Here is a 20,080-nt window from a genome sequence, read left to right as displayed (position 1 = left end):
TCAGCGCGTCGACGCAGCCGCGCGGCGCCGCGACAGCGCGTCGACCGTGGCGGCGAGCAGGAGGACCAGGCCGGTGATGATGTTGACCACCGCGGCCGGCTGCTTGAGCAGGCCCAGGCCGTTGATGACCACCGCGATGACCAGGCCACCGACGACGGCGTCGGCCACCCGGCCCTTGCCGCCGAACAGCGACGTGCCGCCGATGACGGCCGCACCGACCGAGTACAGCAGCGTGTTGAGGCCACCGGACTGCGGGCTGACCGAACCGACCTTCGACGCGGCGACGATGCCGCCGATGGCCGCGATCGCCGAGCCGATGACGAACACGCTCGCCCGGATCTTCGGCACGTCGATACCGGCGCGACGGGCGGCTTCCTTGTTGCCGCCGACCGCGTACACGTACCGGCCGTACTTGGTCTTGTTGAGCACGTAGGTCCCGGCCACCAGCAGCACCAGCATGATCGGGATGACGTACGGGACGCCCTCGATCGTGACGACGGCCTTGTTCGGCGAGCGGTTGATCGTCAGCAGCCAGGTGCCCACCGCCGACAGCACGACGAGCGCGCCGACCTTGACCAGCACCAGCGCCGTCGGCTGCACGACCAGGCCGCGCTGGAGCCGCTTGAAGTGGCTGATCAGCGTGATCACGGCGAACCCGCCCGCGGCGACGAGGAAGAAGATCCAGCTGCCGAGGATGTTCAGGTTGCCGTTGGCGATCTTGTACAGGGTGTCCGAGTTGGTGATGCCGATCGTGCCGCCTTCACCGATGAACTGCAGCAGGACGCCCTGCCACACGATGAACAACGCCAGCGTCACGACGAAGGACGGCATGCCGATCTTCGAGACGAGGAAGCCGGTGATGCAGCCGATCGCGGTGCCGACGCAGATGGCCAGCAGGATCTCGAGCCAGGCGTTGGCCGGGACGCCGACCGCGACGAGCAGCAAGCCGATCAGCGACAGCACGGCGCCGGCCCAGATCCGCTGGTAGGCCGACAGCAGCATGGCCACGGCGAGGACCGCGATGAACGTGATGAACACGCCGGAGCCCAAGGTGCCCAGCAGGTTTCCGGCGTGCACGTAGTGCAGCGCCATCACCGACGCGGCGGTGCCGGAGGCCACACCGGCGGCGAGGTCGATCTCGCCGAGCAGCAGGACGAAGACGATGCCCATCGCGATGATGATCACGCCCGCGCCCTGCGGGAACACGTTGGCGATGTTGGACAGGGTGAAGAAGTTGTCCGACAGCGCGCTGAACAGGATGACCAGCACGAGCAGGCCGAACAGCGACGGCAGCGAGCCGAGCTCACCGGCCCGGATGCGGGCGAAGTAGTCGCGAAGCGCTTCACCGGTTGACATCGATGTCGTGTCGATGCCGAAGTCGGTGATCGCCGCGGTGGGGTTCTGGGTCTGCGCGAGCGCGTCGGCGGGTGAGCCGACTTCGTGCTTGGCAGGGGTTTCAGTCATGTCCGGTTCTTTCTTCCCGCTCACAGGACCACGGCTTCGGGCCGGGCCAGGCCGAGGTCACCGGAGCGACCCGCGGTGATCAGTTCCACGATCTGGCCGTGGCTGACGTCCTTCGTGTGCACCTCGGCGACGAGGCGGCCGAGGTACAGCACCGAGATGCGGTCGGCGACCTCGAACACGTCGGCCATGTTGTGGCTGATCAGCACCACGCCGAGGCCCTGCTCGGCCAGCCGGCGGACCAGGTCCAGCACCTGCCGGGTCTGCGCGACGCCGAGCGCGGCGGTCGGCTCGTCCAGCACGACGACCTTGCTGTTCCACAGCACCGACTTCGCGATGGCCACGGTCTGGCGCTGACCACCGGACAGCGAGGAGACCGGCGTCCGGACCGACTTCACGGTCCGCACCGACAGGGAGGCCAGCGTCTCGCGAGCGGCTTTCTCCATGCTGGCTTCGTCCAGCTTCCAGCTGTTCCCGCGCTCACGGCCGAGGAACATGTTCTGGACGATGTCGAGGTTGTCCGCGAGCGCCAGGTCCTGGTAGACGACCTCGATGCCGAGGTCGGCCGCGTCCTTGGGCCCGCGGATGTGGGCGTCCTGCCCGTTGAACCGCACGGCCCCCGAGTCGTACGGGTGGATACCGGCGATGCACTTGACGAGGGTCGACTTGCCGGCGCCGTTGTCGCCGACCAGGGCGGTCACTTCGCCCGCACGCACGTCGAAGTCCACGTCGTGGAGGACGTGGACGGGGCCGAAGCTCTTGTTCAGGCCCTTGATCTCGAGGATGGGCTCACTCATGGATGGCATTTCTCCGAATTTCTTATGCCCTGTGCCGCCGCTCCGCCGATCGGCAAGCGAGGAGTGGGGACCGGGCCGGGGCGCGCCGTCGGGGTGCGCGTCCCGGCCCGGCTGTTCATGGGTACTGCGCCGTTGGGTACCGATCCGACCACAGCCACGGCCGAATCGACCGTAGCAACGGTTACGTGCCGCTCAGGGGCGGCCTACTTTTGGCCGGATCGGTACCGCGAGCGGCTCAGGAGATGCCGAGCGAGGTGCACTTGGCGGCGAGGTCGCCACCGCAGATCTCGCTGGCCTTGACGTAGCCCTGGGTCACGACGGTCTTGATGTCCTTCTCCAGGATCAGGGTCGGCGTGAGCAGCACGGACTTGATGTCGCGGTTGTTCTTCGGGTCGTGGAGCTTGCCCGTCGCGATCGCGTCCGCACCGGCGGTGTCACCCTTGGCCAGGGCGGCGGCCAGCTTGGCGGTGGCCTCGGCCTCTTCCTTGATCGGCTTGAAGATGGTCAGGTACTGGTCGCCGCGCATGATGGCCATGAGGCCGTCCGCGGTGGCGTCCTGGCCCGTGACCGGGACCTTGCCGTTGAGGCCGTTCTTCTTGAGGATCGTGATGACCGCGCCGGCCAGGCCGTCGTTCGCCGCCACGACGCCGTCGACCTTGCCGCCGTTGCCCTGCAGGATCTGCTCGAAGGTCGTGCCGCCGAGCTGGTTGTCCCAGTCGTTGATCGGCTGCTTCTGGACCAGCTTCAGCGCACCACTGGTGAACAGCGGCTTGAGGACGGAGTCCTGGCCGGCCGTGAACAGCGTCGCGTTGTTGTCGGTCGGGGCACCCTCGATCTGGATGACCTGCGCGCCCGGGGTGGCCTTCAGCTTGTCCGCGAGGCCCTGGCCCTGCAGCTGGCCGACCTTCTCGTTGTCGAACGAGACGTAGTAGTCGGCGGAACCGCCGAGGCTCGGCCGGTCGTAGTCGATGACCGGGATGCCGGCGCCCTTCGCCTTCGCCTCGACGGCGGCACCGACGGCCGGGTCGGACGGGGCGATGATCAGGGCCTTGACACCGGAGCTGATGAAGCCGTCGGCCAGGGTGGAGAACTTCTGGGCGTCACCCTGGGCGTTCTGGATGTCGGCTTCGAAGCCCTGCGCCGTGAGAGCGGCCTGCAGCATCGGCTTGTCGAAGGCTTCCCAGCGGGCCGAGGTGGCGGTCTCCGGCAGGATGACACCGACCTTGCCGCTGGCGCCGCCCGCGGCGGCCGGAGCGGACGACGAGGCGGAGCTGCTCCCCGCGCCCCCGCTGTCCGAACTGTTTGCACCACACGCGGAGAGCACCAAGCCGGTGCTCACCGTGGCGGCGAGGAGGGTAAGGGTTCTGCTGCGCATCCTCGTTCCTTCCGGATCCAAGCATTGTGTCGATTCGGCCCGCGACTGCTGTCCCGGGCCTTGCGGGGCGGTGATCCGGAGGAGCCCCCGGCGCACCGACGCGCATATGTTGTGGGCGACAACATATGCCGCTGAGCGGCTGCGGGGAAGATAGCTGGATCGATTAAATGACACCAATTGGACACGGTTCGGCAACACAGGCTGACCGTCGCCCGGAAAGAGTAGATCCGCTGACGATGTGATCGCCACTACTCACCGTGTGTTACATCCAGGTTTCTTGACGGCGTGAAGGTGGCCCCGCCGCCTAAGTCCCGGACACCGAGCGTGGGCGCCGGCGAAGCCGTGGTGATCCCACCGACCCCTCCCGTTCCTGGTCGCCGACTTGCGAAACCTTTCGCCCGGACTGCCCGAAGTGTCGTCCGCCCGGGAACGGACGGGCAGGCCGGCGGTGACAGCCGGGCACACAGCGTCACAGGAACCGACCGGGCACCCCGAGAACGGACGGTGACGACGAACTTCAGCCTCTCGGGCGACACGGGAGGGTCGGAGGCGGCTCACGATGGAGTGACGGGGTGGTCCGGGACTGGCTGCGGCCGGGGGCCGATCGGCTGACCTGCGACAAGGGTGACGAGGACAGTTGGCGGGCTCCACGACCGGGGCCGGCTACGGCGGCGAAAGCAGTGGGCGAACGTGCGACCGGGCCGGCAAGGGCAGCGGGCAGACCCGGGACCGGGGCGGCGGAGCGGCGAGGCGGCCGAGGGACCCCCGCGGCACGACGAGGGGCCACTGGCGGCTCTCGCGACTGCGACGGCGAGGGCGGCGGACAGGCCGGCGGCGGCTCGACTGGCCGGGACGGGAGCGGGGCCGCTGCGGCCGGGACCGATCGGCTGACTGTGGCAAGGGGGCGACGAGGGCCACCGGTAAGCCCACGACCGGGGCGATGGAGGGCAGCGGGCGGAAAGACGGCCGGGCAGGCGAGAGCGGTGAGCAAACCGGCGGCGATTCGACTGGCTAGGGCGGGAGCCCCTGGGGGCGCCGCGGCGGCGGCGAGGGTAGCGGGCAGGCCGCGCCGGGGTCACATGATCAGCCGGACCCACACCTGGCCGCCTCGCGACCGTGCTCGGCTTTGAACCGGCCACCAGGACCAGCCCGACCGCACGCCCGCCCCGGCCGTCGGGCCGGACCCACCGGACCCCCAACGTGGCCACCAGAACCAGACCTCAGCACCGAGGCGTCACCAGGAGCGGAGGGTGACTATCCGTTCTTCCAGCTGTTCCATCGTCGCCATCGCGGTCGGCGGGCCGCCGCAGACTCGGCGTAGCTCGTTGTGGATCGCGCCGTGGGGCTTCTTCGTGCGGTGGTGGTACATGCCCACCAGGGCGTTCAGCTCCTTGCGCAACGTGCCCAGCCGCTCGCTCACCGAGGCCGAGCGGGCCGGCGCCGGGGCCTGCTCCTCGGCCTTCGGCTTGCGGCGCTTCTCGTCCGCGACCTGCTCTTCCTGCCGCTTGCGCAGCAGTGCGCGGACCTGGTCCGGCTCCAGCAAGCCCGGCAGGCCGAGGTACTCCTGCTCCTCGTCGGAGCCCGAGAAGACCGCCGTGCCGAAGGAGTTGCCGTCGTAGATGACCTGGTCCAGCTCGGCCGAGGCGCCCAGCGAGGTGAACGCCTTCTCCTCCTCGCCCGGCTCGTCCTCGGTGCGGTTGGCCTGGGCGAGCAGCTCGTCCTCCCAGCCCTCCTGCTCGCGGTGGGGCTTGCCCAGCACGTGGTCGCGCTGCGCCTCCAGCTCGCTCGCCAGCTCCAGCAGCACCGGCACCGACGGCAGGAAGACGCTCGCCGTCTCACCCTTCTTCCGGGCTCGCACGTACCGGCCGATCGCCTGGGCGAAGAACAGCGGGGTCGACGCGCTCGTGGCGTACACGCCGACGGCCAGCCGCGGGACGTCGACGCCTTCCGACACCATCCGGACGGCCACGATCCAGCGCTCGTTCGTCTCGGAGAACTCCTTGATCCGGCCCGAGGCCTTCGGATCGTCGGAGAGCACCAGCGTCGGCGTCTGGCCCGAGAGCCGCTCCAGGATCTTCGCGTACGCGCGCGCCGACTCCTGGTCGGTGGCGATGACCAGGCCGCCGGCGTCCGGCACGCTCTGGCGCACCTGCGACAACCGCGTGTCGGCGGCGTGCAGCACCGCCGGCATCCACTCGCCCGCCGGGTCGAGGGCCGTGCGCCACGCGCGGGCGTTCTGCTCCGCGGTCAGCGGCTCGCCGAGCCGCGCGGTGAACTCCTCCCCCGCACTGGTGCGCCACGAGGCTTCACCCGAATAGGCGAGGAAGACGACCGGCCGGACCACGCCGTCGGCCAGCGCGTCGGCGTAGCCGTACGAGTGGTCGGCCTTGCTGCGCTGGAAGCCGCCGGCGTCCGGCTCGTAGGTGACGAACGGGATGGCCGAGTCGTCGGACCGGAACGGCGTCCCGGTCAGCGAGAGCCGCCGCACGGCCGGGGTGAAGGCCTCGCGGATCGCGTCGCCCCAGGACTTGGCGTCACCGCCGTGGTGGATCTCGTCGAGGATGACCAGCGTCTTGCGGTTCTCGGTGCGCACCCGGTGCAGCGTCGGGTGCGCGGCGACCTGCGCGTACGTCAGCGCGACGCCGTTGTAGTCCGACGAGGTGACACCGGTGGTGTTGCGGAAGTTCGAGTCGATCTGGATCCCGGCCACGGCCGCCGCCGACGCCCACTGGTGCTTCAGGTGCTCGGTCGGGGTGACGATGGTGACGGCCTCGATCGTGCGGTCCGACAGCAGCTCGGCCGCGATCCGCAGGCCGAACACGGTCTTGCCGGCGCCGGGCGTCGCCACCGCGAGGAAGTCCTTGGGCCGCGTCGTCAGGTACTTGGTCAGTGCCCGCCGCTGCCACGCCCGCAGCGGGCGCGCGGTCGAGTCCTTCGCCGCGGGAGGCGCCCCGAGCTGCGTCCCCGTCATGCCGGTCCCCCCTCGCTCAACTGCCGCTCAAGTGCTTTGACGTGCGAAAACCCTCACTGTGGTACCGACTTCGGCGTCGGTTGCAGCGGTGAGGGCACTGGAGCGAGTCTACCGGCCGGGTCCGACAGTTCCGGGCACCGGCACGGGTGATGTCCCCCGACACGCCCGGGTGCAGGGGTGGTGACGAGCCAAATCTCCACGGATGGACCATGCTGGACACCGTCATGGGTGAGGTGCAGCCGTCCGCAGCGACGAAGGTGGCCCGCAAGGGGCCGTGGCGCCTCCTCACGCGCACGCTCGGCAAGGCCTGGGAGGGCAACATCTTCTCGGAGGCCGCGGAAGCGGCCTTCTGGCAGACGCTCTCGCTGCCGCCGCTGCTGCTGGGCCTGCTCGGCAGCCTGGGTTTCGTCGGCGAGTGGTTCGGCCAAGACGTCGTCGCGCAGGTGCACGACCGGATCATCGGCTTCTGCCGCACCGTCTTCAGCGCCAACGCCGTCCAGGACATCATCGAACCGACGGTGAACAGCATCCTCACCGTCGGCAAGGGCGAGATCGTCTCGATCGGCTTCCTCATCTCGCTGTGGGCCGGCTCGTCGGCGATGTCGTCGTTCGTGGACGCGATCACCGTCGCGCACGACCAGTACGGCGTCCGCAACGACGTCTGGCAGCGGATCTTCGCGCTGCTGCTCTACCTGTGCGGCCTGGTGGTCCTGGTGGTCGGCCTGCCGCTGCTGGCGATCGGCCCGGACCTGCTGCCCGAGTTCTTCCCGTCGGACTGGCGCCCGACCGTGTCGTCGTGGGTGAGCGCGCTGTACTTCCCGGCGCTCGGCGCGATGATCACCCTCGCGCTGACGACGTTGTACAAGCTCGCGCTGCCGCGGAAGCTGCCGTGGCACCGCGGGCTGCCGGGCGCGGTGCTCGCCATGGTCGTGTTCCTGCTCTCCTCGGTCGGCCTGCGCGTCTACCTGAACTGGATCACCAAGACCGGCTACACCTACGGCGCGCTGGCCGCGCCGATCGCGTTCCTGCTGCTGATGTTCTTCATCGGGCTGGCCGTGGTCGGCGGCGCGTACTTCAACAGCGCGCTCCAGGAGCTGTGGCCGGCGAAGGCGACCCGGCGCCAGCGCCGCAAGTGGCGCCGGCTGGAGATGGAACGCGCTTCCGAGCGGCTGCGCACCGAGGACGGGCGCAAGCTGTGGGAGCGCTCGACGACGCCGCTGCGCCGCCCGCGCGCCGAGGACGTGAACGGCGCCGCGGAGGCGCCCGGCGGCGAGGCACCGTCCGATGAGGACGGATCGTCGTCACCCAGCGCGCCGGAACCGGCACCCAGCGCTGCTCAGGGTGGGGGCTCATCCGAAGGGACCACCCGGAATCCACCCACAGGCTGAGTCGCTCCTCAGTTCGGACATGGCACGCTCAGCGGGTCACTGACGCAGGCGTCGGTCGCCGCGTCGTTCCCGAGGGGGTTCCCAAGTCATGTCCGTGCTGGCCAGATTGAGCCTGCGCAACCGAAGCCTGATCGGCCTGCTCGCGCTCGTCATCGTCGGCTTCGGTGCCTTCGCGCTGCCGCAGATCAAGCAGCAGCTGTTCCCGTCGCTGCAGTTCCCGCAGGCGCAGATCGTCACCGCGTACGCGGGCGCGTCCCCGGACGCGGTCGACAAGCAGGTCACCGAGCCCCTCGAAGGCGCGCTCCAGGGGCTCAAGGGCCTCGAGGAGCTGAATTCGACGTCTTCCGACGGGGTGTCGCGGGTCGTCGCGCAGTTCGAGTTCGGGACCGACATCGACGCCGCCGTCTCCCAGATCCAGCAGGCGGTGAACCAGGTCCGGACCCGGCTGCCGCAGAACTCCGAGCCTGCCGTGTCCGCGGGCAGCACCGACGACCTGCCGGTCGTGCTGGTCGCCGCCGGCACCGCCGGGGACCCGCAGCAGCTCGCCCCCGCGCTGACCGACCAGGTCGCGCCGGAGCTGCGCAAGATCGACGGCGTCCGCACGGTCACCGTCACCGGCGTGCAGCAGCCGCGGGTCACGATCACCCTCGACTACGCGAAGCTGGCCGCCGCGGGCGTCGACCCGACGTCGATCGCCACCGCGCTGCAGACCGCGGGCGCGGCCGTGCCGGCCGGGACGCTCACCGAGGGCGGCAAGACGCTGTCGGTCCAGGTCGGCGGCGCGCAGACCACTGTGGACACGATCCGCAACCTCTACCTCACGCCCAGCGCCGCGGCCGGGGCTTCCCGCGCGGGCGCTCCGGCCCGGGGTCCGGTGAAGCTCGGTGACGTCGCCGACGTCCAGACCGGGTTCGCCCCGCCGACGTCGATCACGCGCACCAACGGCAAGCCGAGCCTCGGCCTCTCGATCACCATGGTGGACAACGGGAACGCCGTCGCGATCTCCGACGCGGTGCGCGACAAGCTGCCCGACCTGGCGAAGAAGACCGGCTCCGAGATGAGCGTCGTGTTCGACCAGGGCACGCCGGTGAAGGACGCGATCAGCGGCCTGACCACCGAAGGCCTGCTGGGCCTGGCGTTCGCCGTCATCGTCATCCTGCTGTTCCTGCTGTCGGTGCGCTCGACGCTGGTGACCGCGGTCTCGATCCCGCTGTCGGTGATCGTCGCGCTGATCGCGCTGTGGACCGGCGACCTGTCGCTCAACCTGCTCACCCTCGGCGCGCTGACCATCGCGATCGGCCGGGTGGTCGACGACTCGATCGTGGTGCTGGAGAACATCAAGCGCCACCTCGCGTACGGCGAGGAGAAGCAGCGGGCGGTGCTCGACGGCGTCCGCGAGGTGGCCGGCGCGGTGACGTCGTCCACGCTGACGACCGTCGCGGTGTTCCTGCCGATCGCGTTCGTGGGCGGGTTCGTCGGGGAGCTGTTCTCGCCGTTCGCGATCACCGTGACGGTGGCGCTGCTGGCGTCGCTGCTCGTGTCGCTGACCGTGGTACCCGTGTTGGCGTACTGGTTCCTGAAGCAGCCCGCGATCCCGGCGGACGCCATCGAGGCCGAGCGGGCGCGCGAAGCCGCCGTCGAGAAGGAGCGCCGCGGCCTGCTGCAGCGCGCCTACCTGCCGGTGATCCGGTTCGCGACCAAGCGGCGGCTTACCGTCGTCCTGCTGGCGCTGCTGATCTTCGCCGGCACCGTCGGCCTCGCGACCCGGCTGAACACCAACTTCCTCGACCAGTCCGGCGGCACCACGCTGAACATGACGCAGAAGCTGCCCGCGGGCACCAGCGTCGAGGCCAAGGAGAAGGCCGCCACGGCGGTCGAGCAGGCCCTGGCGGCCGAGAAGTCCGTGCAGACCTACCAGGTCAGCGTCGGCGGGGGTGGCGCTTTCGGCGGCTTCGGCGGCGGCGGCACGTCGACCAGCATCTCCGTCACCGTCGCGAAGGACACCGACCTCGACGCGCTGTCGAGCCGGCTGCGTAACGAGCTGACGTCCCGGCCCGAGCTGGGCGAGATCAAGATCGGCGCCGACGCTTCCGGGTTCAACTCCGACCAGGTCTCGGTCACCGTGACCGCGCCGTCGGAAGCGGCGCTGAAGCCCGCGTCCGACCAGGTGCAGCAGGCGCTGCAAGGGGTTTCCGGGCTGACCGAGGTGACCAGCGACCTGTCCGTCGGCTCGCCGCGGGTGCAGGTCGAGGTGGACGCCGCCGCGGCCGCCGCGCGCGGGCTGTCGGCGAGCACCATCGGCCAGGTCGCCAACCAGGCGATCGCCGGGCGCACGGTGACGCAGCTCCCGGTCGACGGGCAGCGCACGGACGTCGTGCTCCGCGCCGGCACTGCGCCGGTGTCCGTGGACCAGGTCAAGGCCCTGCCGATCCCCGGCCCCACCGGCGTCGTCCGGCTGGACGAGGTCGCGAAGGTGTCCACTGTGGACGGCCCGGCGTCGGTGCACCGCACCGGCGGCGACCTCAGCACCACCGTGACGGCGAAGAACACCGGTGACAACCTGAGCAAGACGACCGCGGACATCCAGTCCAAGCTGGACGGCATCACGTTCGCCGGCGGCGCGTCGTACTCGCTCGGCGGCGTGAGCCAGGACCAGCAGGAGGCGTTCTCGAACCTCTTCCTGGCGCTGCTCGCGGCCATCGCGATCGTGTTCCTGATCATGGTGGCGACGTTCCGCAGCCTGATCCAGCCGCTGATCCTGCTGGTGTCGATCCCGTTCGCGGCGACCGGCGCGATCGGGCTGCTGCTGGCCACCGGCACCGCGCTCGGCCTGCCGTCGCTGATCGGGATGCTGATGCTCGTCGGCATCGTCGTGACCAACGCGATCGTGCTGATCGACCTGATCAACCAGTACCGCGCCGAGGGGATGAGCGTCGCCGACGCCGTCACCGAAGGCGGCCGGCGCCGGCTGCGGCCGATCCTGATGACCGCGGCGGCGACGATCTTCGCGCTCGTCCCGATGGCACTGGGCATCACCGGCCAGGGCGGCTTCATCGGCCAGCCCCTGGCGATCGTGGTGATCGGCGGCCTGGTCAGCTCGACGCTGCTGACGCTGGTGCTGGTCCCGACCCTCTACACGATGGTCGAGACCCGCAAGGAACGCCGCCACGCACGCCGCGAAGCGCGCCGGCACCCGGTCGAGGCCCCGGAGTCGGAGTCCCTGGACCCCGCCCCCACCGCCTGACCGCGTACACAGACGGACGACACGCCGCACCCGGCTCGCGGGTGCGGCGTGTCGTCCGTCGGATCACGCGAGTCGACCTTCCGGTCACACAGCTCCAAGCCGGAATTCACGTGATCAGAGCCGGAACCCGCGTGATCCAAACCGGATCTCGCGTGATCAGAGCCGGATCTCGCGTGATTGGGGCCGTGACTCGCGAGTTACGGCCCCAATCACGTGAGTCACGGGTCTGATCACGCGAGTTACGGGTTTGATCACGTGAGTCGCGGGTTTGATCACGCGGGTTACGGCTACTGCTTGAAGCGGTAGGTCATGCTGTCGAAGACGATGCAGATGCTCGGCGACATCACAATGACCCGCAGGGTGTTGTCCCGCTCGTCGAAGTCGAGGCCTTCGACCTCGAAGGTCCCGCTGCAGCCGCTGCGCAGCGGCAGCTGGCCGAGCGAGGTGACGTGGCCGGCGACGTCGGAGCCGTTGAGGCCGCCGGCGAGGTCCACCTGCAGCAGCGGCTTGGTCGTGCCGAAGAGGCTGCCGTCCGGGTCGTCGGACGAGCAGAGCAGCCGGGTCGCGGTCTGGAAGTCGCAGCCCTGGACGTCGCGGACCGGGTGGTCGAGCCGGATCGTCCCCGCCATCGGCAGGTTCTGCGCGGGGGTCGTGAACACCGCGCCGGGCATCGGGTGGACCAGGAGCCGGTCCATGGTGCCGTACTCGCCCTCGACCAGCCAGCGCGCGTCGGGCGAGACGGCGGCGAACGAGTTGTTGTTCGCCTCCCACGACTCGAGGCTGTGCTTGTAGTTCGCCCACGAGCCGTCCGGCGCCTGGACGCGGTAGAGCTTCCCGCCCCGGTCGTCGCGCTGGTAGGGCTCGACGTACCAGCCCTGCGCCGACCCGGGGTCGCCGATGTGGTTCCAGCCCTGGGCGTTCAGGTCGGCCGGGATGGTGCTGAGCCCGGTGTAGCGGATGGTGGTGCCCGACGGCCGCACGATCGTCGCGAGCCCCTGGCTCTCGTCGAGGGCGCGGGCCTGGTCCTTGCCGACCTCGGTCCAGCCGGTGACGGCCTGCGCCAGCGCGGGCGCGAACACGGTGAGCAGGGCGGCTACGGCGACGACGATCCCGGTTCTGCGCATGACGCCTCCGGTGGGAGTGGGAAACCTGGCGAACCCGATCTACCAGCACTCCCGGGCGTCGCGCACCCGTCTAATGAAGGGTTTTCACGTTTGACCCCGAGACTTGTCCTCTTTTGGACAAACCGCAGTCGGACATGGCTGAACCCCGGCGGACGACGTCAGCCGGGGTTCCGGGCGCGGGGTCACTCCCCCTTGCGCAGCCCGTCGAAGATCTCCTTGCAGGCCGGGCAGACCGGCGAACCGGGCTTCGGCGACTTCGTCACCGGGAAGACCTCACCGCACAGCGCCACCACGTGATTGCCCATGACCGCGCTCTCGGCGATCTTGGCCTTCTTCACGTAGTGGAACATCTTCGGTGTGTCGTCGTCGGTGGTCTCCGTGCCCTCGGGCGTGGTTTCCGGCTTCGTCAGCGTCTCGGTGCTCACCCGGCCATTGTGCCCCAGTCCCGCCGAAGCTCGTACGAAAGCCCCTCGGCCTGGCAGGATCGGCGGCATGTTCCAGAAGGTGCTCGCGACGTTCGGCTCGGGCGGAGCGAAGATCGACGCCCGCCTGCTCGACCGCACGGCCGCCCCCGGCCGCCCGGTGCACGGCGAGGTCCTGCTGCTCGGCGGCGAGGTCGACCAGGAGATCAACGCGCTGGGCGTGACGCTGCTGGCCCGCGTCCAGGTCCCCGGCGAGGACAAGACCGAAGACCTCCCGTTCGGCGCGCAGCAGCTCGTCGGCCGCGAGACCATCCGCGCCGGCCAGCAGGTGCGCGTGCCGTTCGAGATCCCGCTGCCCTGGGAGACGCCGGTCACGAGCGTCTTCGGCAAGCCCCTGGCGGGGACGGCGGTCGGCGTGCGCGCCGAGCTGGATCTCGCGGCGGCCGTCTCCGACCCGTTCGACGCCGACGCCGTCGCGATCGAGCCGCTCCCGGCGCAGAAGCGGGTCCTCGACGCGCTGGGCCGGATCGGTTTCGTCTACCACGAGGCGATCCTGGAGCAGGGCCGGATCAACGGCGCGAACCAGCAGCTCGCCTTCTTCCAGGAGATCCGCTTCGCGCCTTCACCGCGCTTCGCGAGTGTCTTTTCCCAGGTCGCGGTCACGTTCCTGACGTCGTCGGAGCGCACCGACGTCGTCCTGGAGGTCACCAAGCGGGTCCGGGTGAGCAAGACCGGCGGCTTCGGCGGCCGCGGCCAGGAGTTCCTCGGCCTGTTCACGATGAAACCGGATGTGAACTGGGAGAAGCAGCTCGACGACTGGTTCGACCAGGTGGCGCGGCCGCGCGGGATCTTCGACTAGCCGTGGAGACGCACCGTCCGTACATGCCCGGGTACGGGATCGCGCCCGCGTCGCCGCGGTCGATGAAGGCCCGCGACGTCGCCGCGGGCTCGGCGGTGTCGATCGCGACGGACGACCCGTACGAGCCGGACGTCGTACGAGGACGACTTCCTCGAACCGGCCGCCAACGCGTCGATGCGGCTGCGGCCGGAGAAGGTGATCGGGTTGCGAGAGAAGGACTTCACGAACACCCCGACGCGCTGGACGTTCCCGTGAAGTGGGCCGGAGCGATCGCCGCGCTCGGCGGCACGCCGGACGCCTGGCCCCGACTCGAAAGCTGTTACGGAGAGCCCCATCGCCGTTACCACACGCTCACCCACGCGGCCGCCGTCGCGCGTGACTCCGCCTGGCTGGCCGGCGGTCTCGGGGAGACCGACCGGGCCGTCGTCGCCGTCGCCGCGTGGACGCACGACGTCGTCTACGACGCGAACCCCGGCGAAGACGAGCGCGCGAGCGCGGCCTGGGCCCGGGAAGCGCTGACCGGGGTCGCCGAAGCGCACGTCGAGCGCGTCGAAGGCCTGATCCTGGCCACGATCAAGCACGACGCGCCGGCCGACGACCCTCTCGCCACCGCGCTGCTCGACGCCGACCTCGCCATCCTGGGCGCGCCCGAAGCGCAGTACGCCGGGTACGCCCAGGCCGTGCGCGAGGAGTACGCGAAGTACCCCGACGACGTCTGGCGCGAAGGGCGCATCGCCGTCCTCGAAGGCATGCTGGCGCGGACGCTCTACCGCAGCGAAGCCGCGCGGGCACGCTGGGCGAGCGCCGCGGAAGAGAACCTGACGGCCGAGCTGACCCGCTGGCGCCGCGACCGACCCGATCACCGATGATGGTTCCTCGTGACCACCCCACTCAACCTGCACGAAGAGGTCGCTTCCGCGCTGCGTGACGGGCACCCCGTCGTCGCGCTGGAGAGCACCATCCTGTCCCACGGCCTGCCGCCGGGCCGCAACCTCGACGTCGGCCGCCGCCTCGAGCGCGTGGTGCGTGACGGCGGTGCCGTCCCGGCCACCATCGCGGTGCTCGACGGCCGGGTCGTCGTCGGCCTCTCCCCCGCCGAGCTGGAACGCGTCTGCGCGCCGGACGCCGGGCTGGACAAGCTTTCGCTGCGCGACATCGGCCCGGCCGTCGGCCTCGGCCGCTCGGGCGCGACGACCGTGGCGAGCACGTCGGCGCTGGCCGCCGCGGCCGGGATCGGGGTGTTCGGCACCGGCGGCCTCGGTGGGGTGCACGTCGGCGCGTCGCAGAGCTGGGACGTCTCGGCGGACCTCGGCGTGCTCGCGAAGGTGCCGACCGTCGTGGTCTGCTCCGGCGTGAAGTCGGTGCTCGACATCCCGGCCACCCTCGAGGTGCTGGAGACGCACTCGGTGCCGGTGCTGGGCTACCGCACCGACGACTTCCCGGCGTTCTACCTCCGCTCGTCCGGGCACGCCGTGGGCCAGCGGGTCGACGACCCGGCGCAGGTCGCCGCCGTGGTCACCGCGCACCGCGCGTACGCGGGTTCCGGTGTCCTGCTGGCGAACCCGATCCCCGAAGTGTCCGAAATGGACAAAGAGCTGCACGACCGGCTGCTCGCCGGGGGCCTGGCGCTGGTGGCCGAGCGGGGCGTGCACGGCTCCGACGTCACCCCGGTGCTGCTGGAGCACTTCCACACCGCGAGCGGCGGGGTGAGCATCGACGCCAACGAGGCACTGGTGCTCGACAACGTGAAGCTGGCGACCGAGGTCGCGGTGGCGCTGGCATGACCGGGATCGTGGTGGTCGGCGACGCGGCCCTCGACGTGATCGCCCGGCACGACAAGCCGTTGCCGCACGGCGGCGACGCCCGCGCGAAGATCCGGTTCACCGGCGGCGGCTCGGGTGCCAACACGGCGCTGTGGCTGCGTTCGCTGGACGCGGACACGACGCTGCTCGCGCGCATCGGCGACGACCCGGGCGGCCGGCTGATCAAGGCCGAACTGGAGGCCGCGGGCGTGCGCTGCGCGTTCGCGGTCGACGCCGAGGCGCCGACGTGCTGCGTCGTGGTGATGGTCGACGCCACCGGGCAGCGGAGCATGCTCGCCGACCGCGGCGCCAACCAGCGCTTCGCGCCCGAGGACGTCACGCCGGAGGCGCTGGCCGGGGCGGGGCACCTGCACCTGTCCGGGTACGTGCTGCTCGACCCGCCGTCGCGGGCCGCGGGTCTCGCGTCGCTGGCGCTCGCCCGCGAGCTGGGCCTGACGACGTCGGTCGACCCGCAGGCGGCGGCGCACATCACCGACCCGGCGGCCTTCCTCGACGACGTCCGCGGCGTCGACCTGCTGATGCCGAACACCGAGGAGCTGGTCGCGCTGACCGGCTCGGCGGACCCGGCGTCGGCCAAAGAGCTGCTCGGGGCGGTCGGCGCGGTGGTGGTCACCGCCGGCCTGAACGGCGCGAGCTGGGTCGACGGCGGCGGCGTCACGAGCGTGCCCGCGATCGAGGCCGACTGCGTGGACTCGACGGGCGCGGGCGACGCGTTCGACGCCGGCGTGCTCACCGGCTGGCTGGCCGGAGAGTCCACAGTGGACGTCCTGCGCCACGGCGTGCGGCTGGGCGCGCTGGCCGTCGGGAAGGTCGGCCCGCAGCCCGGCTAGCCGTCGATGACGCGGTGGGTGGTGTGCTCGATCGCCGTCGGCTCGGCCTGGAAGCGGTTGACCTTCTCGGTCTTGCGCGGCGGGCTGTCGTTGGCGATCAGCACCGCGATCCACGGCAGCGGCACCGAGATCGCGAGGAACCCGAGCGCCAGCCACCACACGTGGTAGGTCAGCCCGGCGAGGATCAGACACGGGATGCGGCACGCCATCATGATGACGTACTTGCGCTTGCGAGCCCTGAACTGCTCTTCGTACGACGGGGCCGCCCCGGTGATCAGCACCGGGTCCGAGTCGTTGGCGGGCATGGTCACTGCACCACCTCCGCCGTCCATCGTCTCACCGGTGCGGCTCAGGCGACACCGGGGTGGGCCAACCGGCTCAACGCCGCGGTGACGAGCGTCTCGATGCCGGTGCGCAGGGTCGGGTGCAGCACCGGGGCGAACCGCGGCGAGTGGTTGGACGGGATGTCGCGTTCGAAGCGGCCTTCGGTCATCGCCGTGATCACCGTCTCCGGGTCGAACCCGCCGACCAGCCAGAACACCGACGGCGCGCCGGCCGCGCGGCCGAACTCGCTGAAGTCCTCACTGCCGGTGATCAGCGGCGCCGGCATGGTCACCTCGGGGCCGAAGTGGGCGAGGAAGACCTCGGCGAGCGCGTTGTTGGCCGCTTCGTCGTTCTCCGTGATCGGGTAGGAGCCGGACCGGACGATCTCGGGCGGCTTCGGCGCGCCGGCCGTGGCGGCCTCGCCGTTGACGATCCGTTCGACCGCGGCCAGCACGCGCTCGCGGACCGCCTGGTCGAACGACCGGACGTTGACCTCCAGGACGGCGTCGTCGGCGATCACGTTGCTCGCGGTGCCCACGTGCAGCGAGCCGACGGTGACGACGGCCGAGTCGGTCGCGGCGATCTCGCGCGAGACGATCGTCTGCAGCTTGAGCACGACGGACGCGGCCAGCACGGCCGGGTCGACGGTCGTCTCGGGGCGCGAGCCGTGGCCGCCGCGGCCGTGCAGGGTGATCCGCAGCGTGTCGGTGGCGGCCATGATCACGCCGGGACGGGTGAGCACCCAGCCCGCCGGGCCGGGCACGAGGTGCTGGCCGAACACGACGTCGGGCTTCCCGGCGATGTCGAACAGGCCGTCGCGGACCATCGCCGACGCGCCGCCCGCGCTCTCCTCCCCCGGCTGGAACACCACGAGCAGCGTGCCGGACCAGGCGTCGCGCCCGCGCGCGAGCAGCGTCGCGGCCCCGGACAGCCAGGTGGCGTGCATGTCGTGCCCGCAGGCGTGCATGACCGGGACGTCCGTGCCGTGCTCGTCGGTGCCGCGCTCGGTGCTCGCGTACGACAGCCCGGTCTTCTCCTCGACCGGCAGCGCGTCGATGTCGGCGCGCAACTGCACCGTGGGGCCCTCGCCGTTGCGCAGCACACCCAGCACCCCGGTGCCGGCGATGCCAGTGTGCACCTCGTAGCCGTCGTGCTCCAGCCGCCGGGCCAGCTCCGCGGCCGTGCGCGTCTCGGCGAAGGAGAGCTCGGGGTGGCGGTGGAGGTCGATGTACAGCGCTTCGAGTTCGGGCAGCGCCGCGTCGAGCGGGGTGAGGACGTCTTCGAGGGTCACAGGAGCCATCGTGGCAGCATTACCCACCGTGAGCACGCGAAGCGTACTGCCCGACCTGTCCGACGACGTCTGCGCGCGGCTGCGCGAGGCCTTCCGGCGCACCTCCTACGACGCCGACGGCGTGGTGGCCGCCCTCGGCGGCGCCGCACACGCGGCGCTGGGCCGCGGCGAGCCGGAACCGGCGGACCGGGCGAGCCGGGACGCGGGTGACCTCGGCACGCTGATCCGGCTGTTCCTGCTGGGCGGGACGGAACCGGAGACCGCCGTCAAGGCCGCGTTCGCGCCGCTGACGCCCGAAGACGCCGTGGCCACGGGCCTGCTCGACGCCGTCGCCGGCGGCTACCGCGCCGCCCTCGACGTCCGCCCGCACGGCGACGAGGAGGGCTCCTGGTGGGTCGTCTCCGATCTCGACGCCGACGTCCTCGGCGCGACCGTGCCCGAGGACCACGTCCTCGGCGTCGGGCACGCGTCGCTGTCGCTGATCCGCGCGACCACCCGCCGGCCGGTCGGCACCCTGCTCGACCTGGGCACCGGCAACGGCGTCCAGGCGCTGCACGCGACCCGGCACGCCCGGCGCGTCACCGCCACCGACGTCTCCGCGCGGGCCCTCGCGCTGGCCGCGGCGACGTTCCGGCTCAACGAGCTGGACGTCGAACTGGTGCGCGGCGAGTGGTTCGCGCCGGTCGCGCGGCAGAAGTTCGACCAGGTCGTCTGCAACCCGCCGTTCGTGGTCGGGCCGGCGCGCGTCGACTACACCTACCGCGACTCCGGGCTGGCGGGCGACGACGCGAGCGCGCTCGTCATCCGGCAGCTGCCGGGGTTCCTGAACGACGACGGCGTCGGCCAGCTGCTGGCTTCCTGGCTGCACACCGGCACCGAGGACTGGGCCGACCGGGTGAGCCGCTGGCTGCCCGCCGAGACCGACGCCTGGTTCGTCCAGCGCGACGTCGCCGACCCGGCGCTCTACGTCGGCACGTGGCTGCGGGACGCGGGCATCGACCCGCGCTCGCCCGAAGGCCGGGTGAAGGCGGCGGCGTGGCTCGACTGGTTCGCGGCCAACGACGTCCGGGGCATCGGCTTCGGCTTCGTGACGCTGCGCCGTGCGGCCGGGCGCACACCGACCGTGGTGTGCGAGGACCTGCGGCAGGCCTACGACGACCCGCTGGGCCCGGAAGCGGCGGGCTGGCTGGACCGCGTCGAATGGCTGCGCAATTCCGGTTCCCTACTTGATGTCCGATTTGTCGTACCCGACACCGTTTTGCTGGAAAGCGTCGAAGAACCGGGCGACGAGGGCTGGACGACGTCGATCCGGCGGCTGCACCGCACCGACGGCCCCGGCTGGCAGCACGAGGTCGACGACCTGGCCGCACGGCTGCTCGCGGGCTGCCGCGGCGCCCTGCCGCTGGAGGACCTCATCGAGCTGCTCGCGGCCGCTCAGGGCCTCGAAGCGGACGAGCTGGCCGCCGCCGCGCTGCCCGTCGTCCGGGAGCTCGTGCGGCACGGGATGCTCGTGCCGGCGGGGCGATGAGGGCGGTCGCGGCCCGCGTCACCCGGGCGGACGTGACGGTCGACGGCGCGGTGGTCGGCGCCATCACCGAACCGGGTTTGCTTGTGCTGCTGGGAATCCACGTCGGCGACGACGCGGCGAAGGCCGTGACGATGGCGCGCAAATTGCACGAGTTGCGCATCCTGCGCGACGAGGAATCATGCGCCACGGTGAATGCGCCGTTGCTCGTGGTGAGCCAGTTCACGCTCTACGGCGACACGAAGAAAGGGCGCCGGCCGTCGTGGACGCAGGCCGCCCGGCCCGAGGTCGCCGAGCCGTTGGTGGACGCCGTGGTCGCTGACCTGCGCGAGCGCGGCGCGCACGTCGAAACGGGGCGTTTCGGGGCGATGATGGCGGTCTCGAGCGTGAACGACGGTCCGTTCACCGTTCTCGTAGAGGTCTAGACCACTCTGGAGCGGTTCACTTCCTGACCGAATTCTCAAGGTCTTCTCAGGTTTCCCGGACCCTGATCCTTCTCAGGAAAAGCTCAGCATTGGTGGAGCAACCGGAGGGCTCCGGCAGCCGTCTCCTTTTCAGCGAGCCGGGAACGTTTCGGGAACCCGGAGCGTTGTGCCAGATGTCCAGCCAAGCCGGCCGGACCGGCGTACCGGGTTCCACAGGCCTC

General features: G+C 70.9%; 16 protein-coding genes. 8 read left to right on the top strand and 8 right to left on the bottom strand.

Annotated elements, in window-relative coordinates:
• The 4 genes from MUY22_RS26195 to MUY22_RS26180 form a co-directional block, all read right to left on the bottom strand.
• Window positions 1-1,464 (bottom strand): sugar ABC transporter permease, encoded by a 1,464-nt coding sequence (locus MUY22_RS26195; protein WP_247063510.1) that lies wholly within the window; start codon window positions 1,462-1,464, stop codon window positions 1-3.
• A 20-nt stretch (window positions 1,465-1,484) separates the two neighbouring features.
• Entirely contained in the window at window positions 1,485-2,258 is a 774-nt protein-coding gene (locus MUY22_RS26190; RefSeq protein ID WP_247063508.1) for an ATP-binding cassette domain-containing protein, read from the bottom strand.
• Between the two features lie 235 nt (window positions 2,259-2,493).
• Window positions 2,494-3,633, bottom strand: a complete 1,140-nt coding sequence (locus MUY22_RS26185; RefSeq protein ID WP_247063506.1) for a sugar ABC transporter substrate-binding protein — start codon at window positions 3,631-3,633, stop codon at window positions 2,494-2,496.
• 1,234 nt (window positions 3,634-4,867) lie between these two features.
• On the bottom strand, window positions 4,868-6,604 hold the full coding sequence (locus tag MUY22_RS26180) for a DEAD/DEAH box helicase (protein WP_247063504.1): 1,737 nt from the start codon (window positions 6,602-6,604) through the stop codon (window positions 4,868-4,870).
• A gap of 209 nt (window positions 6,605-6,813) precedes the next feature.
• Here MUY22_RS26180 and MUY22_RS26175 point away from each other — a divergent pair, with 209 nt between their 5' ends.
• Entirely contained in the window at window positions 6,814-7,992 is a 1,179-nt protein-coding gene (locus tag MUY22_RS26175; RefSeq protein WP_371827644.1) for a YihY/virulence factor BrkB family protein, read from the top strand.
• A gap of 88 nt (window positions 7,993-8,080) precedes the next feature.
• Window positions 8,081-11,236 carry an efflux RND transporter permease subunit gene (locus MUY22_RS26170; protein WP_247063502.1) on the top strand — a complete coding sequence of 1,052 codons (3,156 nt, stop codon included), beginning with the start codon at window positions 8,081-8,083 and terminating at the stop codon, window positions 11,234-11,236.
• Window positions 11,237-11,523: 287 nt separating this feature from the next.
• On the opposite strand, the gene MUY22_RS26165 is transcribed toward MUY22_RS26170, so the two are convergent.
• Complete coding sequence (locus MUY22_RS26165; RefSeq protein WP_247063501.1) at window positions 11,524-12,360, bottom strand: hypothetical protein; 837 nt, start codon at window positions 12,358-12,360, stop codon at window positions 11,524-11,526.
• A 182-nt stretch (window positions 12,361-12,542) separates the two neighbouring features.
• Window positions 12,543-12,785: a DUF3039 domain-containing protein gene (locus tag MUY22_RS26160; RefSeq protein ID WP_247063499.1), complete on the bottom strand. Its 243-nt coding sequence runs from the start codon at window positions 12,783-12,785 to the stop codon at window positions 12,543-12,545.
• Between the two features lie 67 nt (window positions 12,786-12,852).
• Between MUY22_RS26160 and MUY22_RS26155 the strand changes: the two genes are divergently transcribed.
• The 4 genes from MUY22_RS26155 (at window position 12,853) to MUY22_RS26140 (ending at window position 16,294) form a co-directional block, all read left to right on the top strand.
• Window positions 12,853-13,641 (top strand): sporulation protein, encoded by a 789-nt coding sequence (locus tag MUY22_RS26155; RefSeq protein WP_247063496.1) that lies wholly within the window; start codon window positions 12,853-12,855, stop codon window positions 13,639-13,641.
• Between the two features lie 251 nt (window positions 13,642-13,892).
• Window positions 13,893-14,510 (top strand): HD domain-containing protein, encoded by a 618-nt coding sequence (locus MUY22_RS26150; protein ID WP_371827685.1) that lies wholly within the window; start codon window positions 13,893-13,895, stop codon window positions 14,508-14,510.
• 9 nt (window positions 14,511-14,519) lie between these two features.
• Window positions 14,520-15,425 (top strand): pseudouridine-5'-phosphate glycosidase, encoded by a 906-nt coding sequence (locus MUY22_RS26145; protein ID WP_247063494.1) that lies wholly within the window; start codon window positions 14,520-14,522, stop codon window positions 15,423-15,425.
• Window positions 15,422-16,294, top strand: coding sequence for a carbohydrate kinase family protein (locus MUY22_RS26140; protein ID WP_247063493.1), 873 nt, complete (start codon window positions 15,422-15,424; stop codon window positions 16,292-16,294). The genes MUY22_RS26145 and MUY22_RS26140 overlap by 4 nt, the downstream gene beginning before the upstream one ends.
• On the opposite strand, the gene MUY22_RS26135 is transcribed toward MUY22_RS26140, so the two are convergent.
• Entirely contained in the window at window positions 16,291-16,626 is a 336-nt protein-coding gene (locus MUY22_RS26135) for a DUF3099 domain-containing protein (RefSeq protein ID WP_247063491.1), read from the bottom strand. The two genes, MUY22_RS26140 and MUY22_RS26135, sit on opposite strands and share 4 nt — an antisense overlap.
• Window positions 16,627-16,643: 17 nt before the next feature.
• Complete coding sequence (locus tag MUY22_RS26130) at window positions 16,644-17,909, bottom strand: amidohydrolase (protein WP_247064123.1); 1,266 nt, start codon at window positions 17,907-17,909, stop codon at window positions 16,644-16,646.
• 28 nt (window positions 17,910-17,937) lie between these two features.
• Between MUY22_RS26130 and MUY22_RS26125 the strand changes: the two genes are divergently transcribed.
• Window positions 17,938-19,437, top strand: a complete 1,500-nt coding sequence (locus tag MUY22_RS26125; protein WP_247063490.1) for a methyltransferase — start codon at window positions 17,938-17,940, stop codon at window positions 19,435-19,437.
• Window positions 19,434-19,859 (top strand): D-aminoacyl-tRNA deacylase, encoded by a 426-nt coding sequence (gene dtd / locus MUY22_RS26120; protein ID WP_247063489.1) that lies wholly within the window; start codon window positions 19,434-19,436, stop codon window positions 19,857-19,859. Before MUY22_RS26125 ends, dtd begins: the two co-directional genes overlap by 4 nt.
• The last annotated feature ends 221 nt before the right edge of the window (window positions 19,860-20,080 follow it).

It is taken from the genome of Amycolatopsis sp. WQ 127309 (assembly GCF_023023025.1).
Lineage (GTDB): Bacteria > Actinomycetota > Actinomycetes > Mycobacteriales > Pseudonocardiaceae > Amycolatopsis.
Note: the sequence above shows the minus strand (reverse complement) of the source record. Positions and strands in the feature narration are given on the sequence as shown.